The sequence below is a fragment of the Nocardia sp. NBC_01377 genome, assembly GCF_045040005.1.
Taxonomy (GTDB): domain Bacteria; phylum Actinomycetota; class Actinomycetes; order Mycobacteriales; family Mycobacteriaceae; genus Nocardia; species Nocardia noduli.
Map to the genome: position 1 here is coordinate 7006921 of NZ_CP109566.1, position 22034 is coordinate 7028954.

Sequence of the window (22034 nt, forward strand, 5' to 3'; positions counted from 1 at the left end):
GTCTAAGTCCTTCCGCGTGAGTTGAACAGGCCGCGATTGATCCGGACCTGCAGGGTTCGCGGCACCAGCCCGGCCACCGTGGTGAGCGCCTTGTACTGCGCACCGGGCACGCTGATCACCCGGTCTTTGTCCAGATCGCTCAGCGAACCGGCGACGACCTGCTCGACGGACAGCCACAGCGATTTCGGCAGCGAAGTCATCTCGATACCTGCACGCTCGTGGAATTCGGTGTGGACGAAACCGGGGCACAGCGCCTGGATGCGGACACCTGTTCCGGCCAGACCATCCGCCAACCCTTCCGTGAAGGATACGACGTAGGACTTGGAGGCCGAATAGGTCGAGCCCCGTCCCGGCACCAGACCCGCCACACTGGCCACATTGACGATGGAACCCTTGGCCGCGGCGATCATGGCGGGCAACGCCGCGTGGGTCAATTGCAGCACCGAGGTCACGTTGACATCGAGCTGGGCCTGCAACTGCTCGTACGGGAGGGTCCAGAATTCGCCCGAATGCGCGAAACCCGCGTTGTTGACGAGGAATTCGACACCCTCGGCGGCGCGGGCGGCGACCTTCGCACGATCGTCGGCGTCGGCGAGATCGGCCGCGAGCACCTCCGAGCGGGTGGTGAATTTGCGCTCCATTTCCTCCGCCAGCGCCGTCAGTCGGTCCTTGTCGCGGGCGACGAGCACGAGGTCGTAACCGAGCGAGGCGAGGCGCTGGGCGAAGCCGTTGCCGATACCGGAGGTGGGTCCGGTGATCAACGCGACGGGTCTGGTCGCGCCGGGAAGACGCGCGGAATCGGCACTATCGGTCATTGCGACGCAATCCAATCGAGCGGGTCACCGTGGACACGCGGTTCTATTTCGGTACGGGGCCCTGGTACGGACGGAATCCCGGGTGGAACGGCCCGCCGGGCTGTTCGGGGGCCTCCTCGCGCGACAGCGCGGCGGGCACCTCGTCGGAACGCTCGTCCTCGTCACGTACTTCGGGAGGGCGCTGCTCCCCGCGACGGTCGTCGGCGGAGTCCTCGGAATCGGCGACCCGTGCTCCGCTGTCCTCGCGCACGCGCGGCCGTGAATCCGGGACCACCGCCAGCGACGGCCTGCGCGACGATTCGGCGTCCAGCGGCCCGTCGTAGGGGCGGCCCGCGTAGGCGCGGCCCTCGCGGGGGCGTTCGGACTCGACGTCGGATACCGACCCACGCGCGGGTTCGGCCTCATCGTCGTGATCGGTCTCGGCGGGCCGACGCTTGGGATGCGGCCTGCCGGGATCGTGACTGCCGGAATCGGTTCCGCGCGGTTCGGCGACCGGGGGCAGCACGTGCAGCAGGCCGGACAGCCGCAGCACCGCGTCGATCGCGGTCTCCCAGTCCTTGGCCGAGGTGCCGACCGAGAGCATTCCGAGGGTCCAGTTGCCCTCGCTCCACAGCATCTGCACGGTATCGGGCAGGCCCTCGATGAAGGCGACCATCCGCTGGTCGACGGCGTGCCTGGCGATTTCCGGGTTGGTCGCGAACACGACCCTGTCACCGATCGCGCCGAGCAGTTCCAGATCGGCGTCCTTGGGCGGCGACGCGGATTTGAGCCGCATGTCCACGTCGATATCCGAGCCGATCTGCCTGCGCACCGCGACCAGCGTCGCCGCGTCCTCCAGATCGAACAGGACGAATTTCTCGCCCTTGCGGATACCGGAGACCACGTCGACCGCGGACAGGTAACCCAACTTGGCCAGCGCGCCGCGACGCCAGGTCGCGGGCAGCGCCGGTTCCACCGATACGTACGTGTACCCCTGCGCCTTCGCCCAGACCTGCCGCGCGTGACCGGTCCGCTGCCGTTGGACCCGATCGAAATACAGCAACACGATCGCACCAACCAGTGCGATCGCCGCCAACCCGAACCACATTGCCGTCATCGCGCTCTACCCTAATGGTCCTGGCCGGGCAGAGCCCGCCTTTGGTCGCGCGCCGGGCCGGATGGCGGCGCGGTTCATCGCGGTCCCCCCGGCAGCGCGGCGCTGATGATGAGTTTCGCGTCGATGGAACCGTCCGCGGACTCGTCGCCCTGCACCATCACGACATCGCCGACGGGCAGTTCGCTGACCTTCGTACTCGACAGCGAGATCACCTGGGTTTTCGCACTGGTCCGCACGGTGACGGTATCGCCCGACAGAGTGCTCAGGGTCAGCGTGGCGCCGTCGTTGGCGCTGATGGTTCCCATCGTCGCGCCGATGCCGTCGAGGCCGGGCAGACCCGGCACACCGCTCGGCGAAACCGGATCCGACGGCTGCACGCCGGTGGAGGACGGACCGAGCGTGGGGAAGACGCGACTGGTACCCGCCGCGTTCGACGACGGCTCGGACTCCTTGTTGCCGAGCAGAACTCCCGCGGCGACGCCGACCACGGCGATCAGCGCGATCACACCGAGCGCCAGCGCGATCCACAGTCCGGTGTTGCGCTTGGGTGGCGGCGGTTCGCCCGGGCCGTAGCCGCCGGGCGGCGGTCCGCTGGGGGGCATCGCGCCGGGCTGCCCATGGCGGCCCGCCCACTGGTTGCCGTACCCGCTGTCGTAGGGTGCGCCGCCGCTCTCGTAACCGCCCCACTGGCTTTCGTGGGTCGGCATCTGCTGGGTGGCGTTGGGCGGGGGCGGCGCCCATGGTTCGAATTGCTCCGCCTGCGGATACCTCGACGTCTCGGGCGCACCGGCGCCGTAGGCGACCGTGGGGTCGCTCGTGCCGCCGTAGGCGACGGTCGGGTCGTTGCCGCCGTAGGCGACGGTCGGGTCGTCGGTGTGGGCGGACCTGTCGAATCCGGACTGCCCCGGCGAACCGAGGTGTTCGGTCGGCGCATCGTCCGGCCGTTGTCCCCAGGGATCCTTCGGGTTCGTCATGGCCTCCACGATATGCCGGGTCCGCGCATCCGGCGATCAGGTCGCGCCGATGGCGGGCGCGTGTACGGCAACGCGCCGCGCGCGGACCCGAAATCCGCGCGCGGCGCGCGAGTTACTCACCGACGATCAGGGTGTCGCCGTCCTTGCTGACATTCACCTTCACGGTGTCGCCGTCGATGATCTTTCCGGCCAGTAGTGCTTTGGCGAGGGTGTCGCCGATGGACTGCTGGATCAGTCTGCGTAGCGGTCTGGCGCCGTAGGCCGGGTCGTAGCCCCGCACCGCGAGCCAGGATCTGGCCGAATCGCCGACGTCGAGGGTGAGCCTGCGTTGGGCGAGCCGTTTCTGGAGTTGGGCGAGTTGGATGTCGACGATGTGTTGGAGTTGTTCCTCGTCGAGCGCGTGGAACATGACCACGTCGTCGAGCCGGTTGAGGAATTCCGGTTTGAACGCCGAGCGCACCGCGTTCATGACGAATTCCTGGTCGCCGCCGGCACCCAGGTTCGAGGTCAGGATGAGGATGGCGTTGCGGAAATCGACCGTCCGCCCCTGACCGTCGGTGAGGCGGCCTTCGTCGAGGACGGCGAGCAGGATGTCGAAGACATCGGGATGGGCCTTCTCGATCTCGTCGAAGAGCACCACCGAGTACGGCCGCCGCCGCACCGCTTCGGTGAGTTGACCGCCCTGGTCGTAGCCGATATACCCGGGGGGCGCGCCGACCAGGCGGGCCACCGCGTGCTTCTCGCTGTACTCGCTCATATCGATGCGGACCATGGCGCGTTCGTCGTCGAACAGGAAGTCCGCCAGGGCCTTGGCCAGTTCCGTCTTACCGACGCCGGTCGGGCCGACGAACATGAACGAGCCGGTCGGACGGTTCGGGTCGGCGACCCCGGCGCGCGCTCTGCGCACCGCGTCGGAGACAGCTGTGACGGCCTCCATTTGACCGACGACCCGCTGACCCAGTTCCTGCTCCATGCGCAGCAGTTTCCGGGTCTCGCCCTCGAGCAGCCGCCCGACCGGGACGCCGGTCCACGCGGAGACCACCTCGGCGATATCGTCGGGGCCGACCTCCTCCTTGAGCATGACCGAACCGTCGGCGGCCGATTTGGAGACCTGCTCGGCCTGTGCCAGATTCTTCTCCAGTGCCGGGATCCGGCCGTAACGCAATTCCGCGGCCCGGCCGAGATCACCGTCGCGTTCGGCCCGCTCGGATTCCCCGCGCAGCGATTCCAGTTCCTCCTTCAGGACGCGGACCCCGTCGATGGCGTTCTTCTCGTTCTGCCACCTGGTCGTGAGCTGGTTCAGTTTCTCCCTGTCGTCGGCGAGTTCCTGGCGCAGTTTCTCCAGCCGCGCCTTGGACGCCTCGTCGGTCTCCTTGCTCAGCGCGACCTCTTCGATCTCGAGCCTGCGCACCGCGCGCTCGACCTCGTCGATCTCGACGGGACGGGAGTCGATCTCCATGCGCAGCCGCGACGCCGATTCGTCGACCAGGTCGATCGCCTTGTCCGGCAGGAACCGGGAGGTGATGTAGCGATCCGACAACGCCGCCGCCGCGACCAACGCCGAATCGGTGATGCGCACACCGTGGTGCACCTCGTAGCGTTCCTTGATGCCGCGCAGGATGGCGATGGTGTCGGCCACCGAGGGCTCACCGACGAGCACCTGCTGGAAACGGCGTTCCAGGGCGGCGTCCTTCTCGATGAACTTGCGGTATTCCTCGAGGGTGGTCGCGCCGACCAGGCGCAACTCACCCCTGGCCAGCATCGGCTTGATCATGTTGCCCGCGTCCATCGCCGATTCACCGGTCGCGCCCGCGCCGACGATGGTGTGCAGCTCATCGATGAAGGTGATGACCTGTCCCGCGCTGTTCTTGATGTCCTCGAGCACGGCCTTGAGCCGCTCCTCGAACTCACCGCGATATTTCGCGCCCGCCACCATGGCGGCCAGGTCGAGGGAGACCACGGATTTGCCGCGCAGCGACTCCGGCACGTCACCGGCGATGATGCGCTGGGCCAAACCCTCCACGATCGCGGTCTTGCCGACACCGGGTTCACCGATCAACACCGGATTGTTCTTGGTCCGACGGCTCAGCACCTGCACCACGCGGCGGATCTCGGTGTCGCGCCCGATCACCGGATCGAGTTCGCCCGCCCGCGCCGCCTCGGTCAGATCGGTGGAGTACTTCTCCAGCGCCTGATAGCTGCCCTCGGGATCGGGGCTGGTGACCCTGGCGCTACCGCGCACGGTGGTGAACGCCTCACGCAGCCCGTCGGGGGTCGCGCCGTACTTCGTCAACAGCATGGTCACGTCCGAATCGCCCTGCGCCAATCCGACCAGGACGTGTTCGGTGGAGACGTATTCGTCACCGAGTTCGGTCGCCAAACGCTGAGCGGCGGTGATCGCCGCCAGCGCCTCGCGTCCGAGCTGCGGGGTCGTGGTCGCGCCGGTGGCGCGCGGCAGCCGGTCGACGATCTCTTGTGCCTCGCGTCGTACCGTCGCCGGATCGGTTCCGACAGCCTTCAGCAAAGGAGCGGCGATACCGTCGGTTTGATCCAGCAACGCCACCAGCAAGTGCGCCGGACGAATCTCCGGATTACCCGCGGCCGAGGCCGACTGCAGTGCGGCGGTCAGCGCCGCCTGGGTCTTGGTGGTGGGATTGAACGAGTCCACGAGCACCTTCCTACGTCGTTGATTCACGGTGTCCATTCACACGGCCCGGCCCCGGGATCGGGCGGCGAGCCCGGCCCGTTTTCCGATGCCGCGTTCACACCGTCCAACGTCCAAAAGGTTGAGTCTGTTCCGCTCAAGTTCGATAATTTTCGCCGGGTTCCGATCGGGTGTCGTCCGCGGCCGCGTCCGGTGGTGAACGCTACGCCGCTCACTTCCGAATGCGATGAATCCGGGCGCGCGTGGTGTAGGGATTGCTTAGTGAACGCGGGCACCGCGGCCCACGCGCTCGGCCGGACGCAGGCACGGCCGCCGACAACGAGGTAACCGCCGTCAGTTGACGTCTCAGTATTGATCCCGGACAAGGAGCCAGTCGATGCGCGCGATCGTGGTACGGAAATTCGGAGAGCCGATGGAGACCGCGGAGATGCCGGTACCCGAACCGGGCGCGGGGGCGGTCCAAGTGCAACTGACCGCGGCGGGCGTCAACCCCTTCGACCTGCGCATGGCCACCGGCTACCTGAAGAACGCGCTGCCGCACGACTTCCCGATGATCCTCGGGGTCGACGGCGCGGGCACCGTGTCGGCCGTCGGTCCCGGCGTCACTCGATTCGAGGTCGGCGACCGCGTGGTGGGCAAATTCCTGGTACCACCGGCAGGTCACGGCAGCTTCGCCGAATACTCGGTGCTACCCGAGGACGCCACGCTGGTCCATATTCCGGGCAAGATCACCACGCTGGCCGCCGCGGCGCTACCGACGGCGGGCGTCACCGCGCAGGACCTGGTCGACGCGGCCGCCATCCGGCCGGGACAGAAGGTGTTGATCGTCGGGGCGACCGGCGGTGTCGGGTCCTTCCTCGTTCAGCTGTCCAATATCGCGGGCGCGCACGTCATCGCCACCGCCGGACCCGCCGACGCCGACCAGATGGCGAGGCTCGGCGCGGCCGAAACCGTCGACTACCACCGGGCCCCCGTCGAGGATTCGGTGCGCTTCACCCATCCCGACGGCGTGGACGTGCTGTTCGACCTGGTCAGTCCGCCGGACGCGCTGGCCGACCTGACGCGACTCGTCCGGACGGGCGGCGCGGTCTACTCGACCATAGGATCGGCCGACGAGCAGCGCCTGCGCGAACGCGAGATCCGGGGCGGCAATATCGAATCCCGTGGCGCCGCACCCGAGCTGGCGCGGCTGCTGCACCGGGTGGACCAGGGTGACGTGGTGATCCCGGTCGCCGCCACCGTGCCGCTGTCGGAGGCTGCGTCGGTGATCGGCGCGCCCGGCGCGCGCGGCAAGACGGTGCTGGCCATCTGAACGGCGAATCGGTGCGATTCCCATTCCGGCACGAAAAGCATGACGCGGATATCGAATTCGGCCTCTTCCTGATCCCCGAGGCCGACGACTACGCGCAATTGCTCGCGGTGGCCGAATACGCCGACGGCGCGGGTCTGGATCTGATCGGTATCCAGGATCACCCGTACCAGCGTCGATTCCTCGATACCTGGACGCTGATCACGGCGCTGGCCGTGCGCACCTCGCGCATCAGCTACTTCCCCGATGTCGCGAACCTGCCGTTGCGCAATCCGGCGGTTCTCGCCAAATCCGTGGCGTCGCTGGACATCATGACCGAAGGCCGCGTGCATCTCGGACTGGGCGCGGGGGCGTTCAGGGACGCCGTCGCCGCCATGGGCGGTCCCCGGCTCAGCGACGGCGACGCGGTGCGGGCCCTCGGCGAGGCGATCGCGGTGGTGCGCGCCATGTGGAGTGACGAACGCGCGGTGCGGGTGGTCGGCAATTTCCACACCCTCGACGGCGCGCACCCCGGGCCGACGCCGCGGCACCGGCCCGGCATCTGGCTGGGCTCGAAAGGGCCGAGGATGCTGGCCCTGACCGGGTACGCCGCCGACGGCTGGTTGCCGTCCTCCAGCTGGGCTCCGCCGGAATTCCTCGACGAGGCCAACAAACGCATCGACGACGCCGCCGCGACCGCCGGACGCGACCCGGCCGAGGTACGCCGCGTCTACAACGTCTCCGGCACCATCACCGACGACCGGACCGATCATGGTTTCCTGGAGGGCCCGGTGGCGCGCTGGGTCGACGACCTCGTCGCCCTGCACCGCGACCAGCGCGTCGACGGATTCGTCTTCTGGCCGATCGAGGGCGAACCCTTCGATCAGTTCCGCCGGTACGCTGAACAGGTGGTCCCGGCCGTTCGCGCCGAGACCGCGGCTCGATGACCGGGGTGCGCCGACCCCAGCGTGCTGATTCGCGCTGCTTGGCCTCATAATTCCCATCGGGTGGATCCGACGCCCCCTCGACCGTTCGTCGTGGGGTTATCCGGCCGGGTTTGCCCACGGTTCACCGTCGAGCGGGCCCACCCGGCCCCATACCCACACGACCACGGGATTTTTCAGGGATACTTGACGGCGGACCGCCGGTTACGGATACGTCCCTGAGCTACACGAGGGAAAGGAAGCTCCACGTCGTGGATGCGCGTTCGGCAGCGCTGGTCCGCGCCAATTTCCGTGCGGTGATCGAATCACCGCACGGGTCCGAGCGGTTGATCAGCGCGTTCTACGGTCACCTGTTCGCGGATAACCCGCAGTTACGCGAGCTCTTCCCGCCCGCGATGGACATGCAGGCGAAACGTTTGGTGACCGCGATCCAGTTCGTCCTCGACAATCTGGAGGATTGGTCGCGGGCGCAGAAGTTCCTGGAACAATTGGCACGTGACCACCGCAAATACGGGGTGACGGCCGCACATTACGACGCGGCGGGCCGCGCCCTACTCACCGCGTTCCGGGTTTTCAACGGCGCGGGCTGGCATCGCGGCCTCGAAGAGGGCTGGACCGACATCACGATCCTGATCTCGGCGTCGATGGCCATCGGCGCCAACTCCGACAAATCGCAGCCCTTCTGGGAGGCGACGGTGGTCGGCCATCGCCGGGTGCTGGAGGATCTCGCGATCGTCCGGCTGCAATCGGACGGCGTGATCCCCTTCCAGGCGGGCCAGTACGTACCGGTCGCGATACCGCAGCGGCCCAAGATGTGGCGATACTTCTCGCCCGCGATCCCGGCCAATCCGTACGGTGAGATCGAATTCCACGTCCGCAAGATCCGGGGCGGCTGGGTCAGCCCGGCGATCGTCAACGAGACGAAGGTCGGCGACCGCTGGCAGGTGGCAGGTCCGCTAGGCGGTTTGCACATCGATCGTGAGAGCGGCCGGGATGTGCTGTTGATCGGCGCGGGCACCGGTATCGCGCCGCTGCGCGCCCAGCTCATCGAGATGGGCCAGCGCGGTATCAATCCGAGGGTGCATTTCTTCATCGGCGGCCGCTACCCGTGCGACCTGTACGACGTGGAGAACATGTGGCAGCTCTCGCAGAGCAATCCGTGGCTCACCATCGTGCCGGTATGCGAGCAGAAGACCAACCCGTGGTGGTACCCGCATCCGCCGTCCGATGCCCCGTACGGCATGCACCGGCGGCTGATCGGGAATCTGGGCGCGGTGGTCGCCAGCTTCGGCGCGTGGGCCGATCGCCAGATCCAGATCGCCGGTTCGGCGCGCATGATCGAGGACACCCGCAGGGCCTTGATCGCCGTCGGCACGCCGGAGCACATCATCAGCGCCGATCCGGTATGAGCCTCGATCCACTTCCGGGCGACCGATCGACGCGGACGGCACGGTGCTCATCCGGGCTGCGCCGGCCACCGGGCCCCACGGACACACCCGCGCCGATGCGGCATGATCGCCCGATGCCGACCACGGCGACGGCACGCGGGCACACCCGCTGGACACAGGAGAACTGATGACGGATCCGAGCACGCGCGGCAACGGCGCCGCGCCGTTCGACGCGACGCCCGAGTGGACCGCAACGGTCGTCGGGCACCACCGGCTGCGCCACGATGTCGCCGTGATCCGGCTGATCGGTGAATTCGTGCCCTTCGCCGCGGGGCAGTCGGTGGAGGTCAGGGTGCCGCAGCAGCCGGAGGTGCGGCGTCGGCTCACGCCCGCCCTCCCGCCCTCGCTCGACGGAAAACTGGAATTCCACGTGCGGACGGTGCCGGGCGGATGGCTCAGCGGTCAACTGGTGGTCGATACCGAAGCCGGTGACGAATGGCGGATCTCGGCTCCCGCGGGTTCCTTCCGGGTCGATCCGGACGGCGACGACGTGGTGATGATCGCGGGCGGCACCGGCCTCGCGCCGATGCGGGCGATGATCCTGGAGTTGGCCAGGCGAACCGAGCCGCCGCGCACCTACCTGTTCGTCGGCGGACGCTACCCGCGCGACCTGTACGCCGCCGATATGCTGAGCATTCTGGCGGACGAACTCCCTTGGCTCACCGTGGTTCCGGTGGTGGACAACACCGAGGATCCTTCCTGGATCGACGAGTGGCACCGGCGTTCCCAGGTCGATATCGGCTTCTCACAGGACGAATTGCTTCAGGGCAGCCTCGCCGATGTGGTCGGCTCGCACGGGGCTTTCACCTCGCATCAGGTACTGGTCTGCGGGTCGCCGGGGATGACGCGATCGACGGTGGATCGTCTGCTCGAAACCGGGACGCCCGCCGAGCGCATCCAGGTCGAAGGACTCTGACCATCCCGGTGCGGTGATCTTCGTCCAGGCGAAGGCCGGGATCCATTCGCAGACTCGCGGATAGTAGTCACCCGCCTGGATCCCGGCCTTCGCCCGGACGAAGAGCCGCCGCCGGGCAGGATCCGGTCAGAACAGCGGATCGTGCCGGATGTTCTTCGTCTCGGTACCGGCCGCCATCAGCCGGAATTTGGTGGTCTGCACCATCGATGGCGAACCGACGATCTGCACATCGCGATCGGCCCACGACCCGAAACCCGCGACGATCTTGCCGATCTGTCCCGTGATCCGTGGTTCCAGACCGGGTAATTCCGGTGTGGGTTCACCGGAATCGACATACCACCACGGGTTCTGGTCGTTCTCCGCCACCGGGGTGACGGTGAGCCATTTATTCGCCACGGCAAGTCGGCTCAGCGTCTCGAGGTCGTACAGATCGCACGGATAGTGACCACCGACGAACAGGTGCACCTTGGGATTGGTTCGCCGCTGCGCCATCGACATGATCTGCGCGCGCAGCGGCGCGATTCCGGTGCCGCAGCCGATCATCAACATCTTGCGCTTGGTGTTGCGGGGCACCCCGAGACCGCCGAGCGGCGAACCGAGCAGCCACGTCTCCCCCAGTTGGGTCTGGCCGACGATGGCCGGACTGACCCAGCCGCCGAGCACGCTGCGAATGTGGAATTCGATCTCGCAGTTGGCGTTCGCGGGCACGGCGGGTGAGAGGTAGCGCCACATCCGCGGCCGGGACGGCACCTGCACGCTCATGTACTGGCCCGCGGCATAGCTCATCGGTTTGTCCAGTTGCAGTCGCACGACGGTGAGATTGCGCAGCACCGAACGGGACTCGATGACGGTGCCCGACCAGACCGCGGGCGTCTTCTCCTGGTCTGCCGCGCCGATCATGGTCTCGGCGATGACGGTCAATCCGTCGTCCCATGCCTGCTCGACCTCGTCGGTCCACATCTCGGTACCGGCGAAGCGACGCATCGCGGTTTTCAGCGAGGTGGCCACCGCGACGTAATGTTCCGGCTTGACGCCGTATTTGCGATGGTCGCGCCCCAGTTGGGCGAGGAATGGTAGTAACTTGTTCGGCTCCTCGAGCCGATCGAGCGTGTAGGAAATGGCCTTGACCAGCCGGTCACGCTGCGAGTCCATCGCCGCGGGAAAGAAATCGCGGACGTGGGGGTAGTCCGTGAACAATGTCGCATAGAACGAACTGGCCAGCTTCTCCGGACCCCCCTCCTCCGCAGCAACCGCCTTGAACGTGGTTCTGATCAAAGCGACGGTGCGCGAATCCATTTGCGTCACAACCCCATTTCGCACTCGGAACACATAACGTGCCAGCGAGTGAGATGCCGCGGGACACTCGTCAGCAGCCGATGCCAAGGAGTGTAGGCGAGGTTTGCCAGCTACGGAACGTCACTGTTAAACATCAAGCGTGTAATTTCTACGAAACGAGGATGGATAATGAGAAACATGCGAGAAACCGACTGAAAGACCGATAATACCAGGTCGATTCGGACATCCATCCACCGAATTCGCACGATCCGTTTTGCAAGCTTCGTCCGAATCCTGTCCCCGGAGCGACTTTTCGGCAACTCGAGCGCGGTCACCCGCCGCCGATACGGGTCGGGCGGAGGCGGAACGCGAGCGGGGCGAGGGCTGCGGGCGACCGACGATCCGGCGGTGCGATGCTCGAATCCGAACGGCCGGATTCGGATCCGGACCCGCTTACCGTCGGCTAACGAATCCACGCGGCGGGAGGGAAAATCCCGGGGCATCCGGCCATTTCCGATGCGGTCCGGAAATCGGGGACCCGATCGGAAGTTTGCCGAATGGTTTCCCCCGATCGGCGCGCACCACCGCGACGCCCGCTCTCCCATCACGACACGATCCCGAACCGAGGCGACGCGTATTTGTCCACAGGTGTGAACAGGGGGCTTGCACAGCTGTGGAATACCGGGCGCGTATTCCCGCGAAACGACTTCGGGCCCCGGATTCCGGCACACGCGAAGTGCGCCGGGCCGGGGCCCGAAGTTTTCGTGAACTCAGCGCTGGTGGCGTGGTTTCCACACCACCAGTGCGGTACTGCGTTGCGGCGGCGCGAAATCCGGCCGGTACCCCGCACGCAGTCGTTCCAGCTCGGCCGCCATCTCGGCGACGGCCTGCCGCAACTCCTCCACCTGGTTGGTCAATTCGATGATCCGTTTGATACCCGCCAGGTTGACGCCCTCGTCCTGGGACAGCCGCTGCACTTCGCGCAGCAACTCCACATCCCTTGCCGAATAGCGCCGCCCGCCACCCGAAGTGCGTTGCGGCGTCACCAGTCCGAGGCGGTCATAGGTGCGCAGAGTCTGCGCGTGCATGCCCGCCAACTGGGCCGCCACCGAGATCATGAAGAACTCGGCACGCGAGGCCCCACCGGAGGCCTTCTTCGGATCAGTGGACATTACGCACCTGCCCATCCGGCGCGGGGATCGAACCCGCTGGTCTGTTCCGCCTCCGCGTAGCGTCGCAGCGCTTCGGCGGCACTGTCGTCGAGCTTCTGCGGCACCGCGACCTTGACGGTGACCAGCAGGTCACCGGCGCCGCCGCCGCGCTTGGGCACACCGCGCCCGCGCACCCGCAGAATCCGGCCGTCGGCCGTGCCCGGAGGCACCTTGACACCGACCCGACCCTCCAGCGTCGGCACGGAAACCGTTGTCCCCAGGACCAACTCACTGTAACTGACCGGCAGCACCAGGGTCAGGTCGTCGCCGTTGCGGCCGAATACCTTGTCCTGGCTCACGTGCACGCTCACGTACAGATCGCCCGAGGGCGCGCCGCGTAATCCCGCTTCCCCCTGTCCGGCCAGCCGGATCCGCTGCCCGTCACCGACACCCGGCGGAATCCGCACCGTGATGGTGCGGGTCCGGTTCTGGATGCCGGTGCCACGGCAGTCGACACAGGGATCGTCGATGATCGATCCGGTGCCTCGGCAGTCGTCGCACGGCTCGCTGAAGCCGAACGCGCCCTGATTGCGGCTGATGACGCCCGCGCCGTTGCAATGCGGGCAGACCCGGGGGCTGGTCCCCGGCTTCGCGCCGCTGCCGTGACAGGTGGTGCACGGCGAGGGACTGGTCATCCGCAGCGGAACGGTGACGCCCTGTGCGGCCTCGCGGAATCCGAGTGTCGTCTCGGTCTCCACATCGGCGCCGCGGCGCGGACGGTTCGTCGTCCGCGCGCCGCCCCGATTGAACAGGCCGCCCAGCAGATCTCCGAGGCCACCGTCGCCCGCGTTGGCGTTGCCGAAGATGTCGCCGATATTGAAATCCTGCGAGAATCCGCCCGCCGCACCGGGAGTGAACCCGCCGCGGCCGTAGCCGCCACCCGCGAACAACTTGCGGGTGTCGTCGTACTCCTTGCGTTTGGCCGGATCCGACAGCACGGCGTGCGCCTCGCTGACGGTCTTGAACCGCTCTTCTGCCTTGGCGTCACCCGGATTGGCGTCCGGATGCAGATCACGGGCGAGCTTGCGATACGCCTTCTTGATCTCGTCCTGCGAGGCGCTGGAGGAGACACCCAGCTCCTTGTAGAAGTCCTTTTCGATCCACTCCCGTTGACTCACCCGGTCTCTCCTCCTCTCACGGTGTCGGATATTCGGCGTTCGCGGCTTCCCGCGGGTCTACCGGTTGTTCGCTTCGGCATCAGCATCCGAAGCCTCTGTCTCGGATGGCTCGACCGGTTCGGCCGCGTCGGTCACTGCGACGAGCGCGTGCCGAAGCACCCTGTCGCCGAATCGATAACCCTTGCGCATGACGATGCCGATCACCGGATCGTGCCCGGAACCCTCGTGCTGCACGGCCTCGTGCAGGGTCGGGTCGAAGGGATCGCCCTCGGCCCCGAACTCCTCCAGGCCCTGCTTGCGCAGCGCGTCGGCGAGCTTGTCGGCCACCGACCGCAGCGGTCCGGTCTCCAGATCGCCGTGCGCCCTCGCCCGGTCGAGATCGTCGAGCACTCCGAGCAATTCGGTGACCACCGAGGCCTTCGCCGCGTCGATCGCGGTCTTGCGATCGCGATCGACGCGACGGCGGTAGTTGGCGTATTCGGCCGTCAACCGTTGCAGGTCGGCGGTGCGCTCGGCGAGCTCACCGCTGGTGTCGGCAGGCTCGGCAGCGGCGGCGGAACCGTTCTCAGCCGCCTGCTCCCTGATCTCACCGGTCTCCGGATCGATCTTCCTGTTGTCGACGACGGTGATCGGCTCCTGCTCGGAGTTGCCCCGAGTCACTTCTTCTCCGTGTCGACCGGCTCGTCGACGACCTCGGCATCCACGACCTGGTCATCGTCGGCGGGGTTCGGCGTGCCGTTGCCGTTCGCTGACTGCTCGGCGGCCGAGGCCTCGTAGATCGCCTGGCCCAGCGCCTGCGATTCGGTGGCGAGCTTCTCCACCGCGGCCTTCACCGCCGCGATATCGGTGCCCTTCAGCGCCTCGTTCGCCTCGGCGATGGCCGCCTCGACCTTGGACTTCACGTCCGCGGGCACCTTGTCCTCGTTGTCCTTGATGAACTTCTCGGTCTGGTGCACCAGCGACTCGGCCTGGTTGCGGGTCTCGGCCTCCTCGCGGCGGGCCTTGTCCTCGGCGGCATGCGCCTCGGCGTCCTTGACCATCCGGTCGATCTCCTCCTTGGACAGGCCGGAGCCGTCCTGGATCTTGATCGTGTTCTCCTTGCCGGTGCCCTTGTCCTTGGCCGTCACGTGGACGATGCCGTTGGCGTCGATGTCGAAGGTGACCTCGATCTGCGGCACGCCGCGCGGAGCCGGCGGGATACCGGTCAGCTCGAACGATCCGAGCAGCTTGTTGTGCGAGGCGATCTCGCGCTCGCCCTGGAACACCTGGATCTGCACCGACGGCTGGTTGTCGTCGGCCGTGGTGAAGGTCTCCGAGCGCTTGGTCGGGATGGTGGTGTTGCGCTCGATGAGCTTGGTCATCACCCCGCCCTTGGTCTCGATGCCCAGCGACAGCGGGGTCACATCGAGCAGCAGGACGTCCTTGACCTCGCCCTTGAGCACACCGGCCTGGAGAGCCGCGCCGACGGCGACGACCTCGTCCGGGTTCACGCCCTTGTTGGGCTCCTGGCCGCCGGTGAGCTCCTTGACGAGCTCGGTGACGGCGGGCATGCGGGTGGAACCACCCACGAGCACGACGTGGTCGATGTCCTTGACCGAGATGCCCGCGTCCTTGATCACGGACTGGAACGGCGCGCGGGTGCGGTCGAGCAGGTCCGAGGTGATCTTCTGGAATTCGGCGCGGGTCAGCTGCTCGTCGAGGAACAGCGGGTTCTTGTCGGCGTCGACGGTGATGTAGGGCAGGTTGATCGAGGTGCTCTGCGAGGAGCTGAGCTCGATCTTGGCCTTCTCGGAGGCCTCGCGCAGCCGCTGCAGCGCCATCTTGTCCTTGGTCAGGTCGATACCCGCGCTGGCCTTGAACTTGTCGACCAGCCAGGAGACGACGCGCTCGTCCCAGTCGTCGCCACCGAGGTGGTTGTCACCGGAGGTCGCGCGGACCTCGACGACGCCCTCACCGATTTCCAGCAGCGAGACGTCGAAGGTACCGCCACCGAGGTCGAAGACCAGGATGGTCTGTTCCTTGTCGCCCTTGTCCAGGCCGTAGGCCAGGGCCGCGGCGGTGGGCTCGTTGACGATGCGCAGCACGTTCAGACCGGCGATCTGGCCGGCTTCCTTGGTGGCCTGGCGCTGGGCGTCCTCGAAGTAGGCGGGAACGGTGATCACCGCGTCGGTGATCTCCTCGCCCAGGTAGGACTCCGCGTCGCGCTTGAGCTTCATCAGCGTGCGCGCGCTGATCTCCTGCGGGGTGTAGCTCTTCCCGTCGATCTCCACGTTCCAGTCGGTGCCGATATGGCGCTTCACGGAGCGGATGGTGCGGTCGACGTTGGTGACCGCCTGGTTCTTCGCCGGCTGGCCGACGAGGACCTCACCGTTCTTGGCGAACGCGACGACGGACGGGGTGGTGCGCGATCCTTCAGAGTTGGCGACCACAACAGGCTCGCCGCCTTCGAGAACGGCGACGACCGAGTTCGTGGTCCCGAGGTCGATTCCGACCGCACGAGCCATGGTGATTCCTCCTAGTTGACGAAAACCTGTTGTGTGGGTGCCGGGCGGGGGCCGCCCTGCGACGCGGTGGGCCCGAGTCGGGCTTTTCCGCTGCCGCGAGACCTCGCCCCAGACACCTCACGGAGCACGGTCCCAGCAATGCTGAGTGTGGTCGGCTCAATCCTGCACCCGATTCCGTCCGGGAGTCAACTTGAACTTGAGTCGATATCACTCAACCTTGTCGAAAGGCTCAACGGGCGGTCGGCCGAAAAGATTCCCGGACGCCGAAGAAAGTCCGCCCGCGCCGCCATTCTCGTCAGACGGACACGCACCTGCCACCGCGCCGCGACAATGTGCGTCAGTTGTGACCCGACGATCCCGAGTGTCGCCGAGGGATGTGCCACAGGGCGGTCGGTCACAGGGCGGTCAGCTACAGGGCGGTGGCGCGCTCCGGTCGCCGGTGAGTCCGGGATGGATGCCGCGACGCAGCCCGTTGTCCACCGACAGCCGTTGCAGCAGTGCGAGCAGCGTCGCCCTGTCCTGCGCGCCGAAGTTCGCGAACAGTTCCGACTCCAGGGCGTCGACGGCCTCGTACGCGCGGGCCAGCACCTCGTGCGCCGCGGGCAGCAGATAGACCGCGTGGGCGCGCCGGTCGGTGGGATGTTTGCGGCGCTCGACCAGTTCGCGTTTCTCCAGCTCGTCGACCAATCCGACCATGACATTGCGATGGATGCCGAGGGTCTCGCACAGCTGTTGCTGCGATTGCCCGTCGTGTTCGCGCAACAGCCGGAGCATGCCGAAATGACGGGGCCCGATACCGGCGGGTTCGAGCAGGTCGGAGAAGCGGCCCGCGGTATGCGAACCGAGCTGACCGAGCAGGAAGGCCGGGCGCTCGAACAGCGACGCGGGGGACGGATCGACGTCGGTCACCCCGCTAGCATAGCGCACTTAATGCACACTTAAGGATTGCCATCTTGATTGATAGTCACTCAAGGTGCATAGTTTGGGAGTCGGCACATCCCATCGAATCGAAGAGAGAACGCCGTGGAACCCGACCTCGAAAACCCGCCCGACTCCCCCACGCAGGATCCGCGTCGCTGGATCGCCTTCGCCGTCGTCCTGGCGGCGGGCTTCATGGACCTGCTCGACGTCACGATCGTCAATGTCGCGATCCCCAGCATCCAGAACGATCTGGGAGCCGAGTACTCGCAGCTAGAATGGATCATCGCCGCCTACGTACTGTCCTTCGCCGCGGTGCTCATCACCGGCGGCCGACTCGGCGACATCTACGGGCGCAAACGCGTCTTCCTCGTCGGCATGGCCGGTTTCACCCTCGCCTCGGCGGCCTGCGGACTGAGCGCCGATCCCGCCGCGCTCATCGCCTCCCGTTTCGCCCAGGGCGCGATGGCGGCGCTGATGGTGCCGCAGATCCTCGCCATCATCCGCACCACCTTTCCGAAAGAGGAACGGGCCAAGGCGATCGCGATCTACAGCGGGGTCGGCGGATCGGCCTCGGCGGTCGGTCTGGCGCTGGGCGGGGTGCTCGTGGAATGGGATCTGTTCGGATTGGCGTGGCGGCCGATCTTCCTGGTCAACATTCCGGTGGGCATCGTCGCGCTCGTCGCGGCCGCCGTGTTCATGAACGATTCCCGCTCGCCGAACCCGCCGCGACTCGACGTCATCGGCATGGTGCTCGCGATCGGGGCGATGCTGCTGCTCGTCTTCCCGCTCGCCGAAGGACGCCGACTCGATTGGCCCGCATGGACTTTCGTCATGATGGCGGTGGCGGCGGCCACCTTCGCGGCCTTCATCGCCTACGAGCGGCGACGGGCGCGGACCGTTGGCTCGCCGCTGGTCGACCTCGACCTGTTCCGCTCACGCCCGTTCGCCCTCGGACTCGGCAGCTGGCTGGCGTTCTGGATCGGGCTCGGCGGCTTCTTCCTGGTGTGGACGCTGTTCATGCAGGCGGGTCTGGGCTGGTCATCGATGCGGGCCGGGCTCACCTCGGTGTTCTTCGCGGTCGGCGCGGGTATCGGGGCGGGGGTGTCGGTCGGCGTGCTCGCGCCACGTTTCGGCAGGCGGGTGCTGATCGCGGGCGGACTGGCGAACGCCGCGGGATTCGGCCTCTACGGCTGGCTCGCCGCCCACTACGGCGCGGACATGACCTCCCCGCAGATGGTTTTCCCGCTGCTGCTGACCGGTGCGGGCTTCGGCATGGTGGTCGCGCCGACCATCGATCTGCTGCTCGGTCAGGTGCCCGCGCGCGAGGCCGGGTCGGCGTCGGGCCTGCTCAACACCGGCCAGCAATTGGGCACCGCGCTCGGCGTCGCGTTGGTGGGCGTCGTCTTCTTCACCCAACTCGATCACGATTCCGCGCGCGGCGTGGAAGCGGTGGTCCCGCAGGTGCGCGCCGAACTGAGCGCGGCGGGGGTGCCCGAACCCGGCGTGCGGGAGATACTCGCCGATTTCGCCGCCTGCGTGCGCGATCGGTCCGCGCAGGTCGATCCCACCGCGATCCCGGACAGCTGCCGTTCCACCGCGGGACCGCAGGACGAGACCGTCGGACAGATACTGACCGACGCCGGGAGCGAGGCCAACGCGGTGAACTTCGCCCACACCTTCCGCTACACGCTCTGGTTCGGGATCGGCCTGCTCGCTCTGGTCTGCCTCGGATTCCTGGCCCTGCCGCGCGAAGCCACACTCGAAGCGCACGAATTCGACGATCGCGTTCAGGAAGGGGCGCCGGTGTGATGGACGTACTCGTCGTAGGCCGCAGCCGATCGACGATGGATGCCGCCATCGGACTGCTGGAGACGTGGGGATTCCCCGCCCGGGGTGTCACCGCGGACGAGGAGGCGCTGACGGCGCTCGACACCAGGCGATTCCGCGTCCTGGTGATCGGCGGCGGCGTCGAGCGGACCTCACGTGACTGGTTGAAGGACAGCGCGAGCCGCCACGGCCTCACCGTTGTCGAAGTTCGACGCGACGGCCGGGACCTGGAGGTATACCTGCGCGAGGAGGTCGTCCCGGTGCTGCGCGAACCGGATTGACGCAGTGGGTGGGAGTCCGTAAGCGACTCCCACCCACGAGGGCCGCGCCGGGAGATCCGAGCCGGTGGACCGCAGTAACGTGGGCCGCACATCATCGACGCGAGGAGATCGTCATGCGGGCCGCGGTCGTCACGAACACCGAATTCACGGTCGAGGATCTGCCCACCCCGGTACCGGGACCCAGGGCGGCACGCCGTCAGCCCTCTGCCCGGCGACCAGGCCACACGCCGTCGACCCCGCCCTCGGCGACCAGGCCAGCACGCCGCAGGGTTCCATCGGCACCGACCGAGGTCGGACGCGGCAGGTTCTACTCCCGACGACTGCGATCAGGACGCCGTGGCGTGGACTCGTTCGGCCAGGTCGTCGTCGAGGGTGACGCGGACCAGTGCCGCGGCGAGGGCTGCCGACCGGCGCGGGGCCAGATCGGCCAGCTCCGCGGGCTTGCCGGGGAGGTCGAGGCGTCGCGCGCCCTGTAGGGCGCGGTCATCGAAATAGGGGCGGACCCACGGCCACACCTGCTGCACTTCGCGCAGGAATATCGCGCTGCCGGTCGGGCCTATCCCCTTGAACCCCTCGAGCAGCTGTGCGGCACGCCGCGGATCACCGTCGGCTTGCTCGGCGAGTTTGCGCAGGTCACCGTCGAAGCGGTCGATCACGTCGGTGGCGACCTCGCCGAGACGGGTCGCGGTGCTCTCGTCGTAACGGCGGTAGTGGGCTCTGCCGAGCGCGTCGATGAGTTCCTGCCATCCGGCATCGGCGACTCGCTGCGGTGTCCGATAGCCGCTTTTCACGAGTTCCTCCGCCGTGGCGACGGCGACCCGGGCCGAAATTCTCGCGCTCAGCAATTCGGCCAGCACCAAGAGTTGGAAAAGCGGCGCGGGTTTGTCCGCGAGGGAGATTCCGGCCTCCTCCGCGAAGGTGGTCCCGGCCTGTTCCAGAAGTTCCTCGACTATCTGTCGTTCAGTCATCACGACCTCCAGACGCTCGGATACCGATCGCCTACCCCGTACCGCGCTGTTCACACCGGTTTTCGGTGGCAACGACGATTTCGTGGGAACCATCGCAGAGGAAGTGCGCGGCGCATTCCGGACACGCCGAGCGGCGGCGCGGCCACGAACCAGGCGTCGATCGGGTATTCCACGATGCCGCCACGCCACGGCATCATCGACCGCATGCGCACGCCGGGGCAGATCCGCACAGCTCGGCGGATGTCCGGAACGTCGGTGATCGCTCAGCCGGGTAAGAGGCCGAGGGTCCCTTCCGCGCTGCGGGCGGCGGTGAGACAGGCCGAGCGGGTGAACTGGTCGGCCAAGGGATGACGTGCGCGGTCGCGCCACTTGCGGACGGCGGCGACGGCGGCAACGCGCTGCTGGTCGGGGGAGGTGTCGGGGGGAATGCCCAGGCGCAGGTGCGCGGCGATTCCCGAACCGCCGATCAGGCGATGGAGTTCGGCCAGGTCGGCCGGGGGGAGGGTCAATTCGTCGGTGCGCAGGCGACCGAGCAGCCGGAGTTCGGCGAAACCGTGCACGTCGGCGAGCAGGGTGCCGACCCGAGGACGAAGGCGATCGGCCGCTGTGCCCGGATACGCGGCGAGCACCCCCGCCAGCGCCGACAGCGCCGAATGGGCTTTGAGCTGGTCGGCGCGCTGTCCGAACTGCACGTCGAGAACCGAACGTAATTCGTCGACACCGCTGCGGTCGGTCAATTCGGCGGCGAGGGTGGCCGAATCGCGGACGCCGAGTCGAATCAGGGTGACCGCCATACGGATTCCGAACATGCCGAATCGTTCGGACAGCTGCGCGCGCAACTCCGGCACGACCGGGAGCGCGATATCGGGGCGGGCGAAACGGTCCACCGACAGCATCGCGGCGCCGAGTTCGTCGACCGGGACACCCGCCAGCGCCTCGAAAGCCGTGAACTCCTGCTGGCGCAGGGTCGCCGCGGCGAAAGCCAGCAGACCCGCGACCGGAATGACGGCCTGGCACAGGCCCGTTCGCTCCAACTCCCCCGCGAACCGGACCGCGACGTCACGCGCCGAATGCAGGGCGTCGATACGACCGGCGCCGATCTCGTCGGCCCGGGAAACCACGCCGACCACACCGAGCGGGCCGCCGCGACCGGCGCGCGCGCCGATACGTTCGAGGAAGGTGATGTCGGTGGCATCGAGTCTGCGCAGCAGGTAGACGACCGCGTCGGCGCCGGGCAGGACCGGCCCGGCCCCGCGACCGGGCCGGTCGTCCTCCGGGGTGAGCAGGCGCGCGGTGCGCATCGACACTTCCCGCGACAACGACGAGGTGCCCGGCGTATCGATGATGGTGGTGGCGGCGAGCGTCGCCGACGGCCATTCCACTTCGAGGTGATCCACCGGGCGCGGCCCGGGCGCGTTCCAGTTCAGGCGTTCCAGATCGAAGGTCAGCCCGTGGGTGCCGCCGCCACGGCGCACCACCACATTGGCGGTGGAACCGTCCGGGGCGTATGCCGTGACGCCAGGGGTCGAACCGTGGCGGTACCAGGTGACGACGCGGGTGCATTCGGTGGCGTCGGTCGGTGCGATGTCCTGGCCGACCAGCGCGTTCAGCAGCGTCGACTTACCGGCCTTGATCGAACCCGCCAACGCCACCCGCAACGGCTGCTCCAGGCGTCGGGCGCATTCGACCAGCAGCGCGCGCGCTCGCGGCTCGCGCGCGAATTCCTGCCGTGCGGCACCGACCAGCCGATGTGCCTCGGCCACGATGCCGGGCGCGATCCCGG

Annotated in this window: 18 protein-coding genes; 6 read left to right on the forward strand and 12 right to left on the reverse strand. The window is 67.5% G+C overall.

Annotation, left to right across the window (positions count from 1 at the left end):
* Positions 1–2 precede the first annotated feature (2 nt).
* The 4 genes from OG225_RS32355 to clpB form a co-directional block, all read right to left on the reverse strand.
* Complete coding sequence (locus tag OG225_RS32355; protein ID WP_405178634.1) at positions 3–815, reverse strand: SDR family NAD(P)-dependent oxidoreductase; 813 nt, start codon at positions 813–815, stop codon at positions 3–5.
* A 43-nt stretch (positions 816–858) separates the two neighbouring features.
* On the reverse strand, positions 859–1911 hold the full coding sequence (locus OG225_RS32360) for a hypothetical protein (protein ID WP_405178635.1): 1053 nt from the start codon (positions 1909–1911) through the stop codon (positions 859–861).
* Positions 1912–1985: 74 nt separating this feature from the next.
* The gene (locus OG225_RS32365; RefSeq protein WP_405178636.1) at positions 1986–2885 is read right to left on the reverse strand and encodes a DUF5666 domain-containing protein; all 900 of its coding nucleotides are present in this window, start codon (positions 2883–2885) and stop codon (positions 1986–1988) included.
* Positions 2886–2997: 112 nt separating this feature from the next.
* On the reverse strand, positions 2998–5553 hold the full coding sequence (gene clpB, locus OG225_RS32370; RefSeq protein WP_405178637.1) for an ATP-dependent chaperone ClpB: 2556 nt from the start codon (positions 5551–5553) through the stop codon (positions 2998–3000).
* 373 nt (positions 5554–5926) lie between these two features.
* Between clpB and OG225_RS32375 the strand changes: the two genes are divergently transcribed.
* The 4 genes from OG225_RS32375 (at position 5927) to OG225_RS32390 (ending at position 10146) form a co-directional block, all read left to right on the forward strand.
* Entirely contained in the window at positions 5927–6862 is a 936-nt protein-coding gene (locus OG225_RS32375) for an NADP-dependent oxidoreductase (protein ID WP_405178638.1), read from the forward strand.
* Positions 6863–6873: 11 nt separating this feature from the next.
* Positions 6874–7785 (forward strand): LLM class flavin-dependent oxidoreductase, encoded by a 912-nt coding sequence (locus OG225_RS32380; RefSeq protein ID WP_405178639.1) that lies wholly within the window; start codon positions 6874–6876, stop codon positions 7783–7785.
* A gap of 248 nt (positions 7786–8033) precedes the next feature.
* Positions 8034–9191 carry an FAD-binding oxidoreductase gene (locus OG225_RS32385; RefSeq protein ID WP_109523185.1) on the forward strand — a complete coding sequence of 386 codons (1158 nt, stop codon included), beginning with the start codon at positions 8034–8036 and terminating at the stop codon, positions 9189–9191.
* A gap of 166 nt (positions 9192–9357) precedes the next feature.
* Positions 9358–10146 carry an FAD-binding oxidoreductase gene (locus OG225_RS32390; RefSeq protein WP_405178640.1) on the forward strand — a complete coding sequence of 263 codons (789 nt, stop codon included), beginning with the start codon at positions 9358–9360 and terminating at the stop codon, positions 10144–10146.
* Positions 10147–10272: 126 nt separating this feature from the next.
* On the opposite strand, the gene OG225_RS32395 is transcribed toward OG225_RS32390, so the two are convergent.
* From OG225_RS32395 to OG225_RS32420, 6 genes are all read right to left on the reverse strand, one after another.
* On the reverse strand, positions 10273–11442 hold the full coding sequence (locus OG225_RS32395) for a globin domain-containing protein (RefSeq protein WP_405178641.1): 1170 nt from the start codon (positions 11440–11442) through the stop codon (positions 10273–10275).
* A gap of 749 nt (positions 11443–12191) precedes the next feature.
* The gene (locus OG225_RS32400) at positions 12192–12593 is read right to left on the reverse strand and encodes a heat shock protein transcriptional repressor HspR (protein ID WP_405178642.1); all 402 of its coding nucleotides are present in this window, start codon (positions 12591–12593) and stop codon (positions 12192–12194) included.
* A complete protein-coding gene (gene dnaJ / locus OG225_RS32405; protein WP_109523182.1) occupies positions 12593–13750 on the reverse strand; it encodes a molecular chaperone DnaJ in 1158 nt (385 codons plus the stop codon). The genes OG225_RS32400 and dnaJ overlap by 1 nt, the downstream gene beginning before the upstream one ends.
* Positions 13751–13807: 57 nt before the next feature.
* Positions 13808–14410 carry a nucleotide exchange factor GrpE gene (grpE, locus tag OG225_RS32410; RefSeq protein WP_405178643.1) on the reverse strand — a complete coding sequence of 201 codons (603 nt, stop codon included), beginning with the start codon at positions 14408–14410 and terminating at the stop codon, positions 13808–13810.
* Positions 14407–16254: a molecular chaperone DnaK gene (gene dnaK / locus OG225_RS32415; protein WP_216917727.1), complete on the reverse strand. Its 1848-nt coding sequence runs from the start codon at positions 16252–16254 to the stop codon at positions 14407–14409. Before dnaK ends, grpE begins: the two co-directional genes overlap by 4 nt.
* Before the next feature lie 405 nt (positions 16255–16659).
* Positions 16660–17163: a MarR family winged helix-turn-helix transcriptional regulator gene (locus OG225_RS32420; RefSeq protein ID WP_216917726.1), complete on the reverse strand. Its 504-nt coding sequence runs from the start codon at positions 17161–17163 to the stop codon at positions 16660–16662.
* A 114-nt stretch (positions 17164–17277) separates the two neighbouring features.
* On the opposite strand from OG225_RS32420, the gene OG225_RS32425 reads away from it, so the two are divergent.
* Both OG225_RS32425 and OG225_RS32430 read left to right on the forward strand, forming a co-directional pair.
* Positions 17278–18984, forward strand: a complete 1707-nt coding sequence (locus OG225_RS32425; protein ID WP_405178644.1) for an MFS transporter — start codon at positions 17278–17280, stop codon at positions 18982–18984.
* Positions 18981–19283 carry a hypothetical protein gene (locus tag OG225_RS32430; RefSeq protein ID WP_405178645.1) on the forward strand — a complete coding sequence of 101 codons (303 nt, stop codon included), beginning with the start codon at positions 18981–18983 and terminating at the stop codon, positions 19281–19283. Before OG225_RS32425 ends, OG225_RS32430 begins: the two co-directional genes overlap by 4 nt.
* A 326-nt stretch (positions 19284–19609) precedes the next feature.
* Here the strand turns inward: OG225_RS32430 and OG225_RS32435 are convergent, their stop codons facing one another.
* Both OG225_RS32435 and OG225_RS32440 read right to left on the reverse strand, forming a co-directional pair.
* Entirely contained in the window at positions 19610–20251 is a 642-nt protein-coding gene (locus OG225_RS32435) for an endonuclease (RefSeq protein WP_405178646.1), read from the reverse strand.
* A gap of 263 nt (positions 20252–20514) precedes the next feature.
* Positions 20515–22029 (reverse strand): dynamin family protein, encoded by a 1515-nt coding sequence (locus OG225_RS32440; RefSeq protein WP_405183443.1) that lies wholly within the window; start codon positions 22027–22029, stop codon positions 20515–20517.
* Between the last annotated feature and the right edge of the window lie 5 nt (positions 22030–22034).

Bases quoted from the DNA above. Each gene is read 5' to 3' on its own strand.
- OG225_RS32355 (WP_405178634.1), bottom strand. From the start codon at position 815: ATGACCGATAGTGCCGATTCCGCGCGTCTTCCCGGCGCGACCAGACCC.
- OG225_RS32360 (WP_405178635.1), bottom strand. From the start codon at position 1,911: ATGACGGCAATGTGGTTCGGGTTGGCGGCGATCGCACTGGTTGGTGCG.
- OG225_RS32365 (WP_405178636.1), bottom strand. From the start codon at position 2,885: ATGACGAACCCGAAGGATCCCTGGGGACAACGGCCGGACGATGCGCCG.
- OG225_RS32375 (WP_405178638.1), top strand. From the start codon at position 5,927: ATGCGCGCGATCGTGGTACGGAAATTCGGAGAGCCGATGGAGACCGCG.
- OG225_RS32390 (WP_405178640.1), top strand. From the start codon at position 9,358: ATGACGGATCCGAGCACGCGCGGCAACGGCGCCGCGCCGTTCGACGCG.
- OG225_RS32395 (WP_405178641.1), bottom strand. From the start codon at position 11,442: ATGGATTCGCGCACCGTCGCTTTGATCAGAACCACGTTCAAGGCGGTT.
- OG225_RS32400 (WP_405178642.1), bottom strand. From the start codon at position 12,593: ATGTCCACTGATCCGAAGAAGGCCTCCGGTGGGGCCTCGCGTGCCGAG.
- dnaK (WP_216917727.1), bottom strand. From the start codon at position 16,254: ATGGCTCGTGCGGTCGGAATCGACCTCGGGACCACGAACTCGGTCGTC.
- OG225_RS32435 (WP_405178646.1), bottom strand. From the start codon at position 20,251: ATGACTGAACGACAGATAGTCGAGGAACTTCTGGAACAGGCCGGGACC.